14 protein-coding genes are annotated in these 17,356 nt (G+C 71.7%); 10 read left to right on the top strand and 4 right to left on the bottom strand.

Going from position 1 to position 17,356, the window contains the following annotated elements; genetic code table 11:
* Positions 1–62 precede the first annotated feature (62 nt).
* The 5 genes from ABD733_RS06800 to ABD733_RS06780 are packed head-to-tail and all read left to right on the top strand — an operon-like array spanning position 63 to position 5,758.
* A complete protein-coding gene (locus ABD733_RS06800) occupies positions 63–785 on the top strand; it encodes an NUDIX hydrolase (protein ID WP_344794369.1) in 723 nt (240 codons plus the stop codon).
* Between the two features lie 52 nt (positions 786–837).
* Complete coding sequence (gene nadA / locus ABD733_RS06795; RefSeq protein ID WP_344794367.1) at positions 838–2,148, top strand: quinolinate synthase NadA; 1,311 nt, start codon at positions 838–840, stop codon at positions 2,146–2,148.
* The gene (gene nadB, locus ABD733_RS06790; RefSeq protein WP_344794365.1) at positions 2,145–3,710 is read left to right on the top strand and encodes an L-aspartate oxidase; all 1,566 of its coding nucleotides are present in this window, start codon (positions 2,145–2,147) and stop codon (positions 3,708–3,710) included. Before nadA ends, nadB begins: the two co-directional genes overlap by 4 nt.
* Positions 3,697–4,593, top strand: a complete 897-nt coding sequence (gene nadC / locus ABD733_RS06785; RefSeq protein ID WP_344794363.1) for a carboxylating nicotinate-nucleotide diphosphorylase — start codon at positions 3,697–3,699, stop codon at positions 4,591–4,593. Before nadB ends, nadC begins: the two co-directional genes overlap by 14 nt.
* Positions 4,594–4,615: 22 nt before the next feature.
* The gene (locus tag ABD733_RS06780) at positions 4,616–5,758 is read left to right on the top strand and encodes a cysteine desulfurase family protein (RefSeq protein ID WP_344794361.1); all 1,143 of its coding nucleotides are present in this window, start codon (positions 4,616–4,618) and stop codon (positions 5,756–5,758) included.
* 143 nt (positions 5,759–5,901) lie between these two features.
* Here ABD733_RS06780 and ABD733_RS06775 read toward each other — a convergent pair whose 3' ends face one another.
* From ABD733_RS06775 to ABD733_RS06765, 3 genes are read right to left on the bottom strand one after another with little or no spacing between them, the layout of a single operon-like run.
* Positions 5,902–7,995, bottom strand: a complete 2,094-nt coding sequence (locus ABD733_RS06775) for a PTS fructose transporter subunit IIABC (RefSeq protein WP_344794359.1) — start codon at positions 7,993–7,995, stop codon at positions 5,902–5,904.
* A 47-nt stretch (positions 7,996–8,042) separates the two neighbouring features.
* Positions 8,043–9,011 (bottom strand): 1-phosphofructokinase family hexose kinase, encoded by a 969-nt coding sequence (locus ABD733_RS06770; protein WP_344794357.1) that lies wholly within the window; start codon positions 9,009–9,011, stop codon positions 8,043–8,045.
* The gene (locus ABD733_RS06765; protein WP_344794355.1) at positions 9,008–9,796 is read right to left on the bottom strand and encodes a DeoR/GlpR family DNA-binding transcription regulator; all 789 of its coding nucleotides are present in this window, start codon (positions 9,794–9,796) and stop codon (positions 9,008–9,010) included. The genes ABD733_RS06770 and ABD733_RS06765 overlap by 4 nt, the downstream gene beginning before the upstream one ends.
* Before the next feature lie 165 nt (positions 9,797–9,961).
* Here ABD733_RS06765 and ABD733_RS06760 point away from each other — a divergent pair, with 165 nt between their 5' ends.
* A complete protein-coding gene (locus ABD733_RS06760) occupies positions 9,962–10,585 on the top strand; it encodes a hypothetical protein (RefSeq protein ID WP_344794353.1) in 624 nt (207 codons plus the stop codon).
* 134 nt (positions 10,586–10,719) lie between these two features.
* Here the strand turns inward: ABD733_RS06760 and ABD733_RS06755 are convergent, their stop codons facing one another.
* Complete coding sequence (locus tag ABD733_RS06755) at positions 10,720–11,742, bottom strand: LacI family DNA-binding transcriptional regulator (RefSeq protein ID WP_344794351.1); 1,023 nt, start codon at positions 11,740–11,742, stop codon at positions 10,720–10,722.
* Positions 11,743–11,968: 226 nt separating this feature from the next.
* Here ABD733_RS06755 and ABD733_RS06750 point away from each other — a divergent pair, with 226 nt between their 5' ends.
* From ABD733_RS06750 to ABD733_RS06735, 4 genes are all read left to right on the top strand, one after another.
* A complete protein-coding gene (locus ABD733_RS06750; protein ID WP_344794349.1) occupies positions 11,969–13,999 on the top strand; it encodes a beta-galactosidase in 2,031 nt (676 codons plus the stop codon).
* Entirely contained in the window at positions 13,996–14,922 is a 927-nt protein-coding gene (locus ABD733_RS06745; RefSeq protein ID WP_344794347.1) for a carbohydrate ABC transporter permease, read from the top strand. Before ABD733_RS06750 ends, ABD733_RS06745 begins: the two co-directional genes overlap by 4 nt.
* 89 nt (positions 14,923–15,011) lie before the next feature.
* Positions 15,012–15,845, top strand: coding sequence for a carbohydrate ABC transporter permease (locus ABD733_RS06740; RefSeq protein WP_344796035.1), 834 nt, complete (start codon positions 15,012–15,014; stop codon positions 15,843–15,845).
* Between the two features lie 112 nt (positions 15,846–15,957).
* Positions 15,958–17,304, top strand: coding sequence for an ABC transporter substrate-binding protein (locus ABD733_RS06735; RefSeq protein WP_344794345.1), 1,347 nt, complete (start codon positions 15,958–15,960; stop codon positions 17,302–17,304).
* Positions 17,305–17,356 lie beyond the last annotated feature (52 nt).

Raw genomic sequence — 17,356 nt, 5'->3', positions numbered from 1 at the left:
CCACTAGGTCAAACTGACTTTAAGGGTTAGAGTCACTCTGACCTTAACGAGAGAAGCCCGTCATGACCGATTCCAGCACCGGAGATGCGCCGGGCGCGACGCCCGCGCTCGCGGTGTCGACGGTCATCTTCTCGCTCCTGCCGCAGGGCGAGACCGGCCGGACGGCCCTGCACATCCCGCTCGTGCGACGCATCCGCGAGCCCTACCGCGGCCTGTGGGCGCTCCCCGGCGGCCCGCTCGGAGCCGACGAAGACCTCTCCGACGCGGCCAGGCGGCACCTGCTCGACACGACCGCCCTCTCTCCGAGCTACCTGGAGCAGCTCTACGCGTTCGGGTCGAGGTCGAGGAGCGCCGCCGAGCGCGTCGTGTCGATCGTCTACTGGGCCCTCGTCTCGCGCGAGAACGCCGCAGCGGGCCCGGCCGCAGCCCTCGTGCAGGGCGATCCCAACGTCTGCTGGTTCGACGCCGACGACCTCCCCGCGCTCGCCTTCGACCACCGAACGATCGTCGACTACGCGCTCTGGCGGCTCCGCACGAAGATGGAGTACAGCAGGATCGCGGGCGCGTTCGTCGGCTCGACCTTCACCCTCAGCCAGCTCCGCGAGGTGCACGAGGCCGTCCTCGGCCGCGACCTCGATCCGGCGAACTTCCGCCGGATGGTCGAGGCGAGCGACGCCGTCGTGCCCACCGGCGAGTACCTCACCGGCACCAAGCACCGGCCGCCGCGCCTCTACCGCTACAACAGCCCCATCGACCTCGACCCGAGCCCGCTGGGCCGGTCGTGATCCTCACCCCGGGCGTGATCCTGCGTCCCTCTCCCTGCGAAAGGCGCAGACGATGACCAGCGTCGACACCACGATCCAGCACATCACGAACGGCCGGGCCCCGGGCGAGGTCTGCACCACCGACCTCCGCGAGGCGCCCTGGGCCTTCGACACCGGCGTGCCCTCGTACGGCCCGGGCTCGTCGATGTTCGACGTGATCCCGCCGCGGGCGCCGCTGCAGGGCGAGATCCCGCTCGAGTACCGCGAGGCGTCGGCCGACGAGCTGCACCGCCGCATCCTGGCCGCGAAGGCGATCCTCGGCGACCGGGTGCTGATACTCGGGCACTTCTACCAGCGCGACGAGGTCGTGCAGTACGCCGACTACGTGGGCGACTCGTTCCAGCTCGCGGTGAAGGCGAAGGCCTCGCCCGCGGCCGAGGCGATCGTCTTCTGCGGCGTGCACTTCATGGCCGAGACCGCCGACCTGCTCTCGACGCCGGAGCAGGCCGTGATCCTGCCGAACCTCGCCGCAGGATGCTCGATGGCCGACATGGCCGACATCGACAGCGTCGAGGCGGCCTGGGAGCAGCTCGAAGGCCTCTACGGCGACCTGACCGCGGTCGACGCCGACGGCCGCGTGCCGGTGATCCCGGTCACCTACATGAACTCCGCCGCCGACCTCAAGGGCTTCTGCGGGCGCCACGGCGGCATCGTCTGCACCTCGTCGAACGCCGAGACCGTGCTCGAGTGGGCGTTCGCCCGAGGGCGCCGCGTGCTGTTCTTCCCCGACCAGCACCTCGGCCGCAACACGGCGAAGGCGATGGGCGTCCCGCTCGACCGCATGCCGATGTGGAACCCGCGGAAGGCCCTCGGCGGCTCCACGCCCGAGCAGCTGGACGACGCGCAGGTCATCCTCTGGTACGGCTTCTGCTCGGTGCACAAGCGCTTCACCGTCGACCAGATCGCGGCCGCCCGGGCCGAGCACCCCGGCGTCCAGGTGATCGTCCACCCCGAGTGCCCGATGCCGGTGGTCGACGCGGCCGACTCGTACGGCTCGACCGACTTCATCGTCAAGGCCATCCAGGCGGCCCCGGCAGGATCGACGTTCGCCATCGGGACCGAGATCAACCTCGTCAACCGCCTGGCGGCCGAGTACCCGCAGCACACGATCTTCTGCCTCGACTCGGTCGTCTGCCCCTGCTCGACGATGTACCGGATCCACCCCGGCTACATCGCCTGGGCGCTCGAGGCGCTCATCGGCACCGCCGACCGTCCTGCCGAGGTGCTCAACCGCATCACCGTCTCCGACGACGTCGCCGAGCCGGCCCGCGTCGCGCTCGAGCGGATGCTCGCCGCGAAGCCGAACCACACGGTGTCGGTGTGACCGGGCGCGACCTCCTCGTCGTCGGCTCGGGGCTCGGCGGCCTGACCGCGGCCCTCCGCGCCGACGCCCTGGGCCACGCCGTCACGCTCGTCACCAAGGGCGCCCTCGACGACAGCAACTCGCGGTGGGCCCAGGGCGGCATCGCCGCGGCCGTCTTCCCCGACGACTCGCCGGCCCTGCACGCCGCCGACACCGTCGCAGCGGGGGCCGGGCTGTCGCTCGACGCGGCCGTCGACGCGCTCTGCTCCGACGGCCCCGACCGCATCCGCGACCTGGTGCGCTGGGGCGTCGTCTTCGACGAGACGGAGCCGTCCGCAGCGAACCCCGAGGGCTGGGCCCGCGGCCTCGAGGCCGCGCACGGTCGAGCGCGGGTCCTGCACGCGGGCGGCGACGCCACCGGGCGGGCCATCGTCGTCGCCCTCGTCGAGCGGCTCCGGGCCTCCCGCGTCCGCGTCGTCGAGCACGCGGTGCTCACCGACCTCGTCCTCACCGTCACGGGCGAGCGCCGGGTCGCGGGGGCCGAGATCCTGCGCGACGGCCACCGCGAGACGCTCCTCGCCGACGCCGTGATCCTGGCGACCGGCGGTGCCGGTCAGCTCTACGAGTTCACCACGAACCCCGAGGGCGCCACCGGCGACGGGCTCGCCGCCGCCTGGCGCGCCGGCGCCGAGGTCGCCGATCTGGAGTTCTACCAGTTCCACCCCACCGCGCTGGCCGTGCCCGGGAGCTTCCTGGTGTCGGAGGCCGTCCGCGGCGAGGGCGCCGTGCTGCTCGACGCGGGCGGCCGCCGGTTCCTCGCCGGCGTCGATCGCCGGGCCGAGCTCGCCCCCCGCGACATCGTCGCTCGCGCCATCGCCGAGCAGATGAAGCGCCAGGCAGGACTCCCCGTGCTCCTCGACGCGACCCACCTCGGACGGGCGACCCTCGAGGCGCGCTTCCCGACGATCACCGCGGCGACGCGGGCCGCGGGGCTCGACTGGGCGAGCGAGCCCGTCCCGGTCACTCCGGCGGCGCACTACTTCATGGGCGGCGTCCGCACCGACCTGTGGGGCCGCACGTCGCTCCCCGGTCTCTCCGCCGTCGGCGAGGTCGCCGTCACCGGCGTTCACGGAGCGAACCGCCTGGCGTCGAACTCGCTGCTCGAGGCCGCCGTCTTCGGCTGGCGGGCCGTCGCCGCGCTCGACGCCGACGAGACGGCCGAGCGCGGCGTGCTCGCCGGGGCCGCGGTCGAGACGCCGCCGGCCTCGGGAGGCGGAGGTTCCGTGATCCTGCGCGGCGATCTCCAGCGCCTGATGTGGGATGCCGCCGGAGTCGAGCGGAACGGCAGAGACCTCCTGGCCGCGGCGCAGACGCTCGCGGAGGCGTCCGCTCCCGACGACGGGTCGGCCGAGGGGCGCGAGGCCGCGAACCTCCTCGACGTGGCCCGGCTCGTCGTCACCGCCGCCCTCGCCCGCGAGGAGTCGCGCGGCGCGCACTTCCGATCCGACTTCCCCGACACCCGAGACGAGACGGCCCACGCTCTGACGTGGGCACGAGAGGTTCCCGAGCATGCTCACCGATGACGCGATCACCGAGGTCGTCCGCCTGGCACTCCGAGAGGACGCGCCCTGGGGCGACGTCACGAGCGAGGCCCTGATCCCGGAGGAAGCCACGGCCACCGCCTCGATCGTCGCCCGCGAGGAGGGCGTGCTGAGCGGGGTCCGCGTGCTGCGTGCCGTCGCCCGCGAGGTCGACCCGCTCGTCGAGGTCGACGTGCTGGCAGCCGACGGCGACCGCTTCGCCGCGGGGCAGACGCTCGCCGCGCTGCGGGGGTCGGCGCGGTCGATCCTGCGGGCCGAGCGCATCGCGCTCAACCTCGTGCAGCGGCTCTCGGGCATCGCCACGCTGACCGCTCGCTACGTCGCCCTCACCGACGGGACCAGCGCGCAGATCGTCGACACTCGCAAGACCACGCCCGGCCTCCGGGCGCTCGAGCGCGACGCGGTCGTCGCCGGCGGCGGGCGCAACCACCGGTTCTCGCTGTCGGACGCGGTCCTCGTGAAGGACAACCACCTGGCGATCCTGCTCGCGCAGGGGTTCTCGACGACCGAGGCCCTGCTGGCCATGAAGGCGAGGCTGTCGCACACTACCCACGTCGAGGTGGAGGTCGACCGGCTCGACCAGATCGAGGACGTCCTGGCCGCCGGGGTCGACACGATCATGCTCGACAACTTCTCGCCCGACGACCTCGTGCGCGGCGTCGAGCAGGTCGCCGGGCGGGCCCTGGTCGAGGCGTCGGGCGGGGTGAGCCTCGACACCGTCGCCGCGATCGCGAGGTCGGGAGTCGACCTGATCTCGGTCGGCGCTCTCACGCACAGCGTCCGCGCCCTCGACCTCGGCCTCGACGTGGCCATCGACGTCGCCTCGCGAGGCCGCGGGTTCGCGACCGGCTTCGCCGCCGTCTGAGCCCGGCCCGCCGACCACCGCCGTGCTCTACCTCGACGCCGCCGCCACGTCGCCCGTCCGCCGCGAGGCCCTCGAGGCCATGTGGCCGTACCTGACGAGCGACTTCGGCAACCCCTCGAGCCGTCACACCGTGGGGGAGTCCGCGGCCCGAGCCCTGACGGCAGCCCGGGCGCAGGTCGCCGCGTTCTTCGGGTGCCGGCCCGGCGAGGTCGTCTTCACGGCCGGCGGCACCGAGGCGGCCAACCTCGCCGTCAAGGGGATCGCCCTCGGCGACCCGCGCCGCCGCCACCTCGTCACCACGCGGATCGAGCACGAGGCCGTCCTCGCCTCCGTCGACCACCTCGAGCGCCTGCACGGCTTCGAGGTGTCGTACGTCGACCTCGACCGGCACGGCGTCGTCAGCCCGGAGGCGCTCGCGGCCGTCGTGCGCGACGACACCGCGCTCGTCAGCGTCGCGCACGCGAACAACGAGATCGGGACCACGCAGGATCTCCGGGCGCTCGCCGAGGTGTGCCGCTGGGCGGGCGTCCCGTTCCACTCCGACGCCGTGCAGACCGCCGGCTGGCTCCCCACCCGCGTCGGCGACCTCGGCGTCGATGCCCTGTCGATCTCCGGCCACAAGGTCGGCGCGCCCAAGGGAGTCGGGGCCCTGTACCTCGCCGGCCGCCTGCCGATCGAGCCGCTCGTCCACGGCGGCGGGCAGGAGCGCGGCCGGCGCTCCGGCACCGAGAACGTCGCCGGGGCCGTCGCCCTCGGGGTGGCCGTCGGCCTGGCGGAGGCCTCCCGCGAGGCGCGAGCCGCCGCCGCGGTCGAGGCGCGCGACGCGTTCGTCGGCGCCGTGCTGGAGCTCGTTCCGGGGGCGGAGTTCACCGGGGCGCCCGTCTCGCGGCTGCCCGCGAACGCGTCGTTCGTGTTCCCGGGGACGAACGGCGAGGCGATCCTGCTCGAGCTCGAACGCCGGGGCGTCGTGTCGTCGAGCGGCTCGGCCTGCGCGGCCGGCGACGACGGGCCCTCGCACGTGCTCACGGCGCTCGGCTACCCGGACGACGTCGCCCAGACCGCCGTCCGCTTCACCTGGCAGGCCGACGTGACCGCGGCCGAGCTCGTGCCGGTGGCGACGGCGGTGCGGGACTCGGTCGCCGCGGTGGCCGCGATCCTGCGCTGACTCAGCCCTGCGCTGACTCAGCCCTGCGCTGACTCAGCTCTGCGCCCACGCTTGCAGACGCCGAGATCGCAGCCCGACACGCTCGCGACCTCCGCGACCGTGTCGAACTGCGATCTCGACGCAGCTCCCGGGCAGCTCCCGGGCTAGACGGCGACCGGCGCCTGCTGCCCGACGAGCGCGGTCGCGTCCGCCTCGGCGAGCGTGTCGACCGGGTCGCCGCGGCGGACGAAGCGCTTGAGCGCGACGAGCACCAGCGCCGAGACGACCGTGCCGGCCAGGATCGCGACGACCCACATCCCGATGTTGCCGATCGCGAAGAAGACGAAGATGCCTCCGTGCGGGGCCTGCGAAGTGACTCCGGCGCCCATCGAGATCGCGCCGGTGAGGGCACCGCCGACCATCGAGGCGGGGATCACGCGCAGCGGGTCGGCGGCGGCGAAGGGGATCGCGCCCTCCGAGATGAACGAGGCGCCGAGGAGCCAGGCGGCCGCGCCGTTGTTGCGCTCGACCTGCGAGAAGCCCTTGCGGTACAGCACGGTCGAGGCGAGCGCCATGGCGAGCGGCGGGACCATGCCGGCGCCCATGACGGCGGCCATGATCTCGAGCGGTGCGGGGTTCGACAGCGACCCCGCCGAGAGGCCGGCGACCGCGAAGGCGTAGGCGACCTTGTTGACCGGTCCGCCGAGGTCGAAGCACATCATGAGGCCCAGGATCACGCCGAGCAGGACCGCGCCCGACCCGGTGAGCGAGTTGAGCCAGAGCGACAGCTCCTTGGTCAGCCAGGCGATCGGGCCGCCCAGCACGAGCAGCAGCAGGCCGGAGGCGAAGATCGACGCGACGAGCGGGATGATCACGACGGGCATCAGGCCGCGGACGAAGCGGGGCACCCGCAGGCGGCCGATCCAGTAGGCGGCGAAGCCGGCGAGGAGACCGCCGACGAGTCCGCCGAGGAAGCCCGCGCCGAGGAAGACGGCGACGGCACCGGCGACGAAGCCGGGGGCGATGCCGGGCCGGTCGGCGATCGCATAGGCGATGTAGCCGGCCAGGGCAGCGACGAGGAACCCGAGCGAGAGCCCGCCGATCTGGAACGCGGCGGCGCCGAGGTAGTAGACGAGGCCCTCCGGCGGCAGGTTCACCAGGGAGTAGTTGGTCAGCGCGTAGACCGCGTTGTTGACGGTGTGGCCCTTGGCGGTGAGGGCGAGCGCGTCGCCGCCGAGCAGGAAGCCGAGCGCGATCAGCAGGCCGCCGCCGGCGACGAACGGGATCATGTACGAGACGCCGGTCAGCAGCCAGGTCTTGAGCGACGAGCCGAAGCCGCGGCGGCCCTGGCTCATCGCCGGGCCGGACGCAGCACTCGCGTCGCCCGGCACCCGGGCGGCTCGCGGGTCGGACGCTGCGGCGATGGCCTCCTGCACCATGCGGGCGGGCTCGTCGACGCCGCGTTTCACGGGGCCCTGCACGAGCGGCTTGCCGGCGAAGCGCGAGCGGTCGCGGACGTCGACGTCGACGGCGAAGATGACGGCGTCGGCGGCCGCGATGACAGCAGGATCGAGGGGGGTCACCTGGCCGGAGCCCTGCGTCTCGATCTGCAGGTCGGCCCCGAGCTTCGTGGCCGCGGCGACGAGGGCGTCGGCCGCCATGTAGGTGTGCGCGATTCCGGTCGGGCACGCGGTCACGCCGACGAGCTTCAGGCGGCGTCCGCTCCTGGCGGCGGTGTCGGCGCCTGCGGAGGCACCCGCGGCGGCAGCGGTGCTCGTGCCGGTGACGCCGCGCGCCTGGTCGACCTCGCCGCCGACCTCGTCGTCGACCAGCTTCACGATGTCGGCCGGCGTCTTCGCGGCACGGAGCGCCGCGGTGAAGTCCTCGCGGATGAGGGCCCGGGCGAGCGTCGACAGCACCGTCATGTGGTCGGCGTCGGCGCCCTCGGGCACCGCGATCATGAAGACGATGTCGGCGTCGCCGTCCGGAGCGCCGAACGGCACCTTCCGGGCGAGCCGCGTCATCGCGAGGGTCGGCTCGGTGACCGACGACGAGCGGGCGTGCGGGATCGCGATGCCGCCCGGGACGCCGGTGCCGACGGACGCCTCGCGCTTGATGGCGTCGGCCGCCAGGGAGTCGGCGGATCCTGCGCGTCCGACGGAGGCCACGCGACGGGCGAGCGCCCGGATGACGTCGGACGACGTGTCTCCGAGGTTCTCGTCGAGGCCGACGAGGTCGGTGCTGATGAGGGTTGACATGGGGGTGAGCTCCTTTGCTGCGGACGTGTGTGCGAGAGGGGTCGGCGCTAGAACTGCCCGGCGGCAGTGCGAGCGACCGGGACGACGAGGACGTCGTCGGGGGAGGTCTGCGAGAGGGTGGGCACGATGCTGCCCGGGAGGGAGGCGGCGGCGGCGCCGGAGGCGACGGCCTGGGCGAGACGGCGGGGGGCCGTCGCGCCTGACGTCTCGGCGAGCAGGTAGCCCGAGAGGGCGGAGTCGCCCGCGCCGACGGTCGACAGGGCGACGATCCGCGGGGAGTCGGCGGACCAGGCCCCCTCGGCGTCGACGAGCACGGCCCCGGCGCTGCCGAGGGTCAGGAGGACGGCTCCGACGCCGCGGTCGAGCAGGAGGCGCGCCCCGGCCACCGCGGCCGAGCGGTCGGCCTCGTAGACGGCCGGGTCGCCGCCGACGACCTCGGCCAACTCCTCGGCGTTCGGCTTGACCAGGTCGACCCGCACGCCCGAGTCGATCAGCGCGCGGAACGGCGCGCCCGACGAGTCGACGGCGATGCGCGGCGCGGCGTCTCCGGCGACGAGACGGACCGCGTGGACCACCCCGGCGAGGAAGTCGTCGGGGAGCCCGGGAGGGAGGGATCCTGCGAGCACCAGCCAGTCGGCCGAGCGGGAGTGCTCCACGACGAGGTCGAGGAGGGCGATCGCGTGGCCGCCGAGATCGGGGCCGGGCTCGTTGATCTTGGTCGTCGTGCCGTCGGGCTCGGTGATCGTGACGTTCGAGCGCAGGCGGCTCTCGATCGGGAGGTTGACCGTCGAGACGCCGCGCGCGCGGAGGGCGACCAGCACGGGGTCGTCGAGGGCGCCGGGCAGGATCGCGACGGTGTCGGCCCCGGAGGCAGCGAGCGCCCGCGAGACATTGACGCCCTTGCCGCCCGGCTCGTCGGTGGTCGTGACGGAGCGCTGCACGGCTCCGCGGGCCAGAGGCGCGTCGAGGGCGATCGTCCGGTCGAGCGACGGGTTGGGGGTGACGGTGATGATCACGCGACGATCACCTCCACGCCGGCCTCGTCGAGGGCGACCTGCAGGTCGACCGGGGGAGCGGCGTCGGTGATGACGGTGTCGAGCTCGTCGAGTCGGGCGAACCGGGTGAGGGCCTCGTCGCCGTGCTTGGTCGCGTCGGCGACGGCGACCACGCGGCGGGCGGCGCGGATGTAGGCCGTCTTGACGGCACCCTCCAGCTCGTCCGGGGTGGAGAGGCCGAAGCCGGCGCTGATGCCGTTCGTGCCGACGAAGGCGATGTCGGGGCGGAGGGCCGTGATCTGCTCGACGGTCGCGGTGCCGACAGCGGCGCTGGTGAGCCCGCGGACCCGGCCGCCGAGGAGTCGCAGGTCGATGTGGGGGCTGTGCTGGAGGAGCGCTGCGATCGGGACGGCGTTCGTCACCACGGTGAGGAGCGTGCCCTCCCGGGCCGGGGTCCAGGAGGCGAGCTCGGCGGCGATCTCGGCCGTCGTGGTGCCGGCGTCGAGGGCGATCGAGCCGACGAAGGTGGAGGGAACGAGTCGGGCGGCCGCCTTGGCGATGGCCGACTTGCTCGGGGTCTGCTGCTGCTCGCGCTCGTCGAGGCTGAGCTCGGTGACGCTCGAGTGGCCTGCCGCGACCGCGCCGCCGTGGACCCGCTGCAGGAGCCCGGCCGACTCGAGGGCGTCGAGGTCGCGGCGGATGGTCTCGGTGGTGACGTCGAACCGCTCCGCGAGCTCGGCCACGACCACGCGGCCCTCGGTGCGCAGCAGCTCGCCGATCGAGTCGTGTCGCTCCAGTGCGTACATCCGGTGACCTCCGCGTCGCCTGCTCGTGTGGTGGTGCCTGTGCTTTGCGATGACTGTAGGCCGCATTCGCAGAAAGAACAAGACAAAAGCAGAAAGTCCCACATCGGGTCGTTCTCGACCGGGCAAATGCACGGGCCGCGCAGGCGCCCGGCGTACGGTGTGCCCGTGACAGATCTCCGCTTCGAGGGCCGCATCGTCGGCGTCGGCACCACCTCCGGAACCCGCCTGGTCGTCGGCATGTGGGCCCGGTCGCCGCTCGGGAGCTTCGCCGACGTCATGGTGGAGACGGGCGAGGGGCGCCGGATCCTGCTCGCCCCCTCGCGCGAGGTCGCCGACTTCATCGCCGGCACCTACACGTTCGACGAGGTGCGCGTGCTGCCCGTCTCGTGGCGGAAGGTCGACGGCGGCATCGCCGTGACCGTCGGGAGCACCGACTCCGCCCTCGGCGACGACACGCTCCGCCTTCGCCTCGACATCGGCCCGGTGTCGGGGCTCGGGATGCTGCTGCGGCTCGTCCCGAAGGCCTTCGCGACGCGGCCCGGCTGGCTGGGGCTGATCAACCCCGTCGCGCGGCTCATCGTGCCGGGCTCGGCCACGGCGGGCACAGCCGGCGGCGGTCGCCGGGAGTACTACGGCGTGACGCTGGCGCGGCACATCACCGGGCTGACGGCCGCTTTCGAGGGCCGCGACCTCGGCTCGCTCGAGCGTCTCTGGCCGCCGGTCCGCTTCGGCTTCGGTTCCGCTCCGGCGGCGCCCACCCTCGTCGACGTGACGACGACCATCCGCTGACGCCCACCCGTGCCGCGCCTTCGGCAGCCGAGGTCGCCGGTGCTGATGCAGGAATTCTTCGCAACGAGGGCCCCGGATCCGCATGAACGGCGCCGGGTCGCGAGAATCTCATGCACTAGCGCAGAGGCGCCGGGCTACGCGCTCGCCCTCCAGACGATCTCGGTCGGCAGGATCACGCCGTCCGGCGCCTCGCCCCCGTCGAGCAGCTGGTCGAGCACCTGCTGCGCGGCCCGCCGCCCGAGCGTCTCGGCCGGCTGCCGCACGGTCGACAGGAGCGGCGTGCAGCGGATCGCCCACGAGCTGTCGTCGAAGCCGACGATCCCGACCTGCTCGGGGATCGAGATCCCCTGCCGGTGCAGGACGTCCATCGCCCCGGCCGCCACGGCGTCGGAGGCCGCGAAGACCCCGTCGATGTGCGGGTCGCGCTCCAGGAGCTCCGCCATCCCCTCGGCGCCGGCGGCGTAGCTGTAGAACGGGTGCCGGACCACGAGCGCAGGATCGAACAGGTCGCCGAGCGCCGCCTGGAAGCCGGCCAGGCGGTCCTGGCCGGAGTCGCGGTCGAGGCCCGAGGCGAGCATCCCGATCCTGCGCCGGCCGGTCGCGACCAGCCTCTCGACGATGGCCTCCGCGGCGGCCCGGTTGTCGATGCCGATGAACGGGATCGCGGGGGCGTCCGGCGGGTGCCCCACGAACGACGCCGGCAGGCCCAGCTCGGCGATCGCCTCGGAGATCGGGTCGCCGGTGCGGGCGGACAGGATGATCGCCCCGTCGACGAATCCGCCGCGGAGGTACTCGATGACCCGGTCGCTGTCGCGCTGCGAGTCGATCATGAGGGTGACGAGCTGGTGGTCGGCGTCCGACAGGACGGCGTTGGTGCCGATCAGGATGTTGCCGATGTTGGGGTCGTCGAGCACGACCGAGTGCGGCTCGTGCACGATGAGCGCGATCGCCCTGGACCTCTGCGTGACGAGGTTGCGAGCCGCGGCGTTCCGCACATAGCCGACCTTCGCCACGGCGGCCTCGACGGCCCGCCGGGCGGTCTCGGACACGTACGGCTCGTTGTTGAGCACCCGCGAGACGGTGCCCCTCGAGATGCCGGCCTCCGCTGCCACGTCGTGGATCGTGGCCCGTCGTCGCGCCGTTCTCGGAGTGGACATGTCGTCACCTTAGCCGAGCCTGGGAGCGCTCCCGCGGGGCCGTCCCGAATTCGCCTTTGACAAATCCGCCGACATGGGATTAGCTCTGTGAACGTTCCCACACACTCCTCCCGGATGACAGTCCGCGGCAACTGGGAACGATCACAGATTTCCATGTGTGAACCTTCACAGACGAAGAGCCTCGGCCCTCGTCCGGCAGGGTCACCGACGACGAAGCCGAGGACCAGTGCTCACCCAGACTCTCGCCCAGCCCACCGCCCTGGGGCTCGGACTCGACGGTCTCGTCTTCGGCTGCGACTACAACCCCGAGCAGTGGTCGCCCGAGGTCTGGCGCGAGGACGTCGCCCTGATGCGCGAGGCCGGGGTCAACCTCGTCGCCATCAACATCTTCGGCTGGTCGCACGTCGAGCCCGAGCCCGGCCGCTTCGAGTTCGGCGACCTCGACACGATCATCGACCTGCTCCACCAGAACGGCATCGGCGTCAACCTCGGCACCGGCACCTCGTCGCCGCCCCCGTGGCTGACGACCCTCCACCCCGAGGTCCTGCCCGAGGCCGCCGACGGCACGAGGCGCTGGCCGGGCGGCCGTCAGGCCTACTGCCCGAGCTCCCCGGTCTTCCGGCAGCTCGCCCTCGAGCTGGTCCGCGAGACCGCGACGCGGTACGGCGCCCACCCGGCCGTCCGCCTCTGGCACGTCTCCAACGAGCTCGGCTGCCACAACGCCCTCTGCTACTGCGACGTCTCCGCAGCCTCGTTCCGGCGCTGGCTCGAGGCCCGGTACGGCGACATCCAGGCGCTGAACGACGCCTGGGGGACCGCGTTCTGGAGCCAGCGCTACTCCGCGTTCGCCGAGATCCTGCCGCCCCGCGCGACCCTGTCGTTCATCAACCCGGCGCAGACGATCGACTTCCACCGCTTCAGCTCCGACGAGCTGCTCGAGCAGTACCGGGCCGAGGCCGCGGTCGTCCGCGAGACCAGCGCCATCCCGGTGACGACGAACTTCATGGTCGCCGCCCACATCCAGAACCAGGACTACTGGACCTGGGCCGACGACATGGCCGTCATCGCGAACGACCACTACCTCGACAACCGCCTCGAGCGCCCCGCGGTCGAGCTGTCGTTCGCCGCCGACACGACGCGCGGCCTCGCCAGGCGCGAGCCGTGGATCCTGATGGAGCACTCCACCAGCGCCGTCAACTGGCAGCCGCGGAACATCGCCAAGACGCCCGGCGAGATGATGCGCAACACCGCCGCCCACATCGCCCGCGGCGCGGACGGTGTCTGCTTCTTCCAGTGGCGCGCCTCCGTCAAGGGCACCGAGAAGTTCCACTCCGCCCTCCTCCCGCACGCCGGCACCGACTCGCGGGTCTGGGACGAGTCGATCCGGCTCGGCGCCCTCACCGCCCGCCTCGGCGAGGTCCGCGGATCGCGCGTCGTCGCCGACGTCGCCCTCGTCTTCAGCTGGGAGAACTGGTGGGCCGCCGACCTCGAGGCGCACCCCTCCTCCGACTTCTCGTACATCGAGCAGGTGCACCGCCTCTACGGCGCGCTCTGGGACCTCGGCGTGACCGTCGACGTCGTCGCGCCCGGCGCGTCTCTCGACGGCTACGCGATGGTCGTCGTGCCGAGCCTCTACCTCGTCCGCGACGAGCACGCCCGCGTCGTCGACGAGTTCGTCGAGGCCGGCGGCTCCGCGCTCGTCACCTTCTTCAGCGGCATCGTCGACGAGACCGACCGCGTCCGCCTCGGCGGCTACCCGGGCGCCTTCCGCAGGATGCTCGGGGTCCGGGCCGACGAGTTCGCCCCGCTCCCTGTGGGCGGCTCCGTCGCGCTGTCGGACGGCACCACCGGCTCGCTCTGGTCGGAGCCGCTCGACCTCGTCGGCGCCGAGAGCGTCGTCGACTACGCCTCCGGCGCCCTCGCCGGCCGCCCCGCCGTGACCAGCAAGCGCCACGGCCAGGGCCTCGGCTGGTACGTCTCCACGCAGCTCGAGCCGGAGGCGCTCGCCTCCGTGGTGGAGCGGGCCGTCACCGAGTCGGGAGTCGCCGTCGATCCTGCGCTCGCCCGGGGCGGGGTCGAGATCGTGCGCAGGATCGGAGAGCAGAGCGACTGGGTCTTCGTCCTCAACCACTCCGACGCGACAGTCGTGCACCACTTCGAGGGCTTCGACCTCGTCTCCGAGCAGCGGGTCTCCGGGGCCGTCGAGCTCGAGGCGGGCGGGACCCACATCATCCGCCAGGACAGGAAGGCATCATGACCGTCACCACCGCCCGCCGACGGGGCACCCGCGAAGCGGCCGCCCCGAAGCCGAAGGGGGGCTTCCGGTACCGGAAGGCGATCGCGATCTTCATCGTGCCCTTCGGCGTGCTGTTCGCCGCCTTCTATCTGGCGCCGATCCTCTACGCCGTGTTCCAGTCGCTGCTGAAGATCCAGCGCGTGGGCACCTTCGGGGCTCCCACGCAGGTCTTCGGCGGGCTCAGCCAGTACGCCCTGGTGTTCCAGGACACCGAGTTCTGGTCGTCGATCCTGCGCGTGCTGCTCTTCGGCATCGTGCAGGTCCCGGTGATGCTCGCGCTGGCGCTCCTGTTCGCGCTGCTGCTCGACTCGCCGCTGCTGCGCGGCAAGCGCTTCTTCCGGCTGGCCTTCTTCGCCCCGTACGCCGTGCCCGGCGTCATCGCGGCGATCATGTGGGGCTACCTCTACTCGCCGAGCCTCTCGCCGTTCAAGTTCGTCACCTCGAACATCAACCTGCTGGGCGGCGGCACGGTGCTCTGGGCGATCGCGAACGTCGTCACCTGGGTCTACGTCGGCTACAACATGCTGATCATCTACTCGTCGCTCCTGGCGATCCCGACCGAGATCTACGAGGCCGCACGCCTCGACGGGGCATCGCAGTGGCGCATCGCCGTGTCGATCAAGATCCCGCTCGTCGTGCCGGCGATCATCCTCACCGCGGTCTTCAGTGTGATCGGGACCCTGCAGCTCCTCACCGAGCCGCTCGTCTTCCGCCAGTTCACCTCGACGATCTCGTCGACCTTCACGCCGAACATGCTCGTCTACTCGACGTCGTCGGTCCCCAACTTCAACCTCGCGGCCGCGTTCAGCGTCGTCCTCGCGGTTGCCACGTTCATCCTGTCGATCGGGTTCCTCCGGTTGACCCAGCGGAAGGCCGACCAGTGACCGTCGACGCACCCCTTCGTCCGGCGCAGTCGTTCGACGACAAGACCACCCCGGCCCGCAAGCGCGGCCGCGGACCCCGCGAGAGCGTCATGTCGCGATCCGCCGCGATGATCATCATGGGCGTCTTCACGCTCTACTTCCTGATCCCGATCTTCTGGCTGCTCGTCTCGTCGACCAAGACGCTCGACAACTTCAACTCGAGCTTCTCGCTCTGGTTCACGGCCACGTCGCTTCAAGACGGCATCGCCAACGTCGGGCGCCTCTTCACCTACAACGACGGGATCTTCCCGCGCTGGATGCTCAACAGCATCGTGTACGCCACCGTCGCCGGCGGTCTCGGCACGATCCTGTCCGCGATGTGCGGCTACGCCCTGGCGAAGTACCGCTTCTGGGGCCGCGAGGCGCTGTTCAACATCTTCCTCGGCGGTGTCCTGGTCCCGGCCACCGCGCTGGCCCTGCCGCTGTTCCTCATCTTCAGCAAGGTGCAGCTGACCGACTCGTTCTGGGCGGTGTTCCTCCCGAGCATCGTGAGCCCGTTCGGCGTCTACCTCAGCCGGATCTACGCGGCCTCGAGCGTCCCCGACGAGATCATCGAAGCAGCCAGGATCGACGGGTCGGGCGAGGTGCGCACCTTCTTCACGGTCGCGATCCGCCTGATGTCGCCGGCCCTCGTCACGGTGTTCCTGTTCCAGTTCGTGGCGATCTGGAACAACTTCTTCCTGCCGCTCGTGATGCTCCGCACGCAGACGCTGTTCCCGGTGACCCTCGGTCTCTACACGTGGAACTCGAACGTGAGCCAGTACCCCGAGCTCCGCACCCTCGTCCTGGTCGGCGCGTTCGTGTCGATCATCCCCCTCCTGGTCGCGTTCCTCAGCCTGCAGCGGTTCTGGCGGAGCGGACTCGGAGCGGGGGGCCTCAAGTAGGCCGGCCGGCCCCACCCCCATCCCGCACCACCCCTCACCAGCAAGGCAACAGAGTCGTTCCCTCCTCGCGCCCGGGCGTTCGCCCGGTCGCAGCATCCCGATTGGAAATCACATGAAGAAATCGAAGCTCCTCGGCCTCGCGGCTGTCGCCGTGGCGGCGACCGTCGCCCTCGCGGGCTGCAGCTCCGGCAGCAGCTCCAACGGCTCGGGCTCGGGCTCCGGCTCGGGCACCAGCGCGGCGGCCTGCAAGGCCTCCTCCGGCAAGGTCACCCTGAACTTCACCACCTGGGTCCCGAACATGGACAAGGTCGTCGCTCTCTGGAACAAGGAGAACCCGGACATCCAGGTGAAGGTCTCGATCGTCGCCAACGGCAACAGCGGCACCTACCAGAACTTCTTCAACCAGCTGAAGGCCGGCAACGCCCCCGACATCGGGCAGGTCGAGTACGACACGCTCCCCGCGTTCCGCGTGCAGGACGGCCTCGCCGACATCGGCTCGTGCTCCGGTATCTCGAAGGCGAAGTCCGACTTCTCTGACGGCCTCTGGAACCAGGTCACCTTCGGCGAGGGCAAGTCGGTCTACGCGGTCCCGCAGGACTCCGGCCCCATGGCCCTCTACTACCGCAAGGACCTCTTCAAGGCGGCGGGCATCCCCGTCCCGACCACGTGGGCCGAGTACGCCGACGCGGCCGTGAAGATCAAGGCCAAGGGCGGCAACATCACCAACTTCGCCAAGGGCGACGTGAACCAGTTCGCCGGTCTCGTCTCGCAGGCCGGTGGCCAGTGGTTCAACACCGACAATGGGACCTGGGACGTCAACATGACCAGCGGCGCCTCGAAGAAGGTCGCCGACTACTGGCAGGACCTCATCTCGAAGAAGCTCGTCAACACCCTGCCGAGCTTCACCGACCAGTGGAACAACGCCTACAACACCGGCCAGGACTGGACCTGGGTCTCGGCCGTCTGGGGCGCCAACACCATCTCGAGCGGTGCTCCCAAGACCTCCGGTGACTGGGCCGTCGCTCCGATGCCGCAGTGGAATGCCGGCGACAACGCGGCAGCCGCCTGGGGCGGATCGTCGAACGTCGTCTTCAAGGGCAGCAAGCACCCCGCCGAGGCGTCGAAGTTCCTGATCTGGCTGAACACCTCCACCGAGGCGCTCTCCGCTCTCAACAAGGAGGCCAACCTGTACCCGGCCTCCAGCACCGGCGCCGACCTCCCGGCTCTGACCTCGGGCGTCGAGTTCTACGGCAACCAGGCCATCTACAAGGAGTTCGCCACCGCGGCCGAGAACATCAAGCCGTTCACCTGGGGCCCGACCATGACCCAGACCTACTCCGACGTGTCGGACGGCTTCGGCTCGGCGATCAGCGGGAACGGTACCCTTCTCGATGCGCTGAAGTCCGGCCAGACCAAGACGATCGCCGCCCTCAAGGCGCAGTCGATCGCCGTCAAGTAGCACCAGCACCGCACGAGTCGGCGGCCGCACCGGGAACCTTCCGGGGCGGCCG

The sequence above is a fragment of the Frondihabitans peucedani genome, assembly GCF_039537585.1.
Taxonomy (GTDB): domain Bacteria; phylum Actinomycetota; class Actinomycetes; order Actinomycetales; family Microbacteriaceae; genus Frondihabitans; species Frondihabitans peucedani.
This window is presented reverse-complemented; position numbering and strand designations above follow the sequence as displayed.

Bases quoted from the DNA above. Each gene is read 5' to 3' on its own strand.
- nadC (WP_344794363.1), top strand. From the start codon at position 3,697: ATGCTCACCGATGACGCGATCACCGAGGTCGTCCGCCTGGCACTCCGA.
- ABD733_RS06740 (WP_344796035.1), top strand. From the start codon at position 15,012: ATGTCGCGATCCGCCGCGATGATCATCATGGGCGTCTTCACGCTCTAC.
- nadA (WP_344794367.1), top strand. From the start codon at position 838: ATGACCAGCGTCGACACCACGATCCAGCACATCACGAACGGCCGGGCC.
- ABD733_RS06735 (WP_344794345.1), top strand. From the start codon at position 15,958: ATGAAGAAATCGAAGCTCCTCGGCCTCGCGGCTGTCGCCGTGGCGGCG.
- ABD733_RS06775 (WP_344794359.1), bottom strand. From the start codon at position 7,995: ATGTCAACCCTCATCAGCACCGACCTCGTCGGCCTCGACGAGAACCTC.
- ABD733_RS06755 (WP_344794351.1), bottom strand. From the start codon at position 11,742: ATGTCCACTCCGAGAACGGCGCGACGACGGGCCACGATCCACGACGTG.
- ABD733_RS06800 (WP_344794369.1), top strand. From the start codon at position 63: ATGACCGATTCCAGCACCGGAGATGCGCCGGGCGCGACGCCCGCGCTC.
- ABD733_RS06765 (WP_344794355.1), bottom strand. From the start codon at position 9,796: ATGTACGCACTGGAGCGACACGACTCGATCGGCGAGCTGCTGCGCACC.
- ABD733_RS06745 (WP_344794347.1), top strand. From the start codon at position 13,996: ATGACCGTCACCACCGCCCGCCGACGGGGCACCCGCGAAGCGGCCGCC.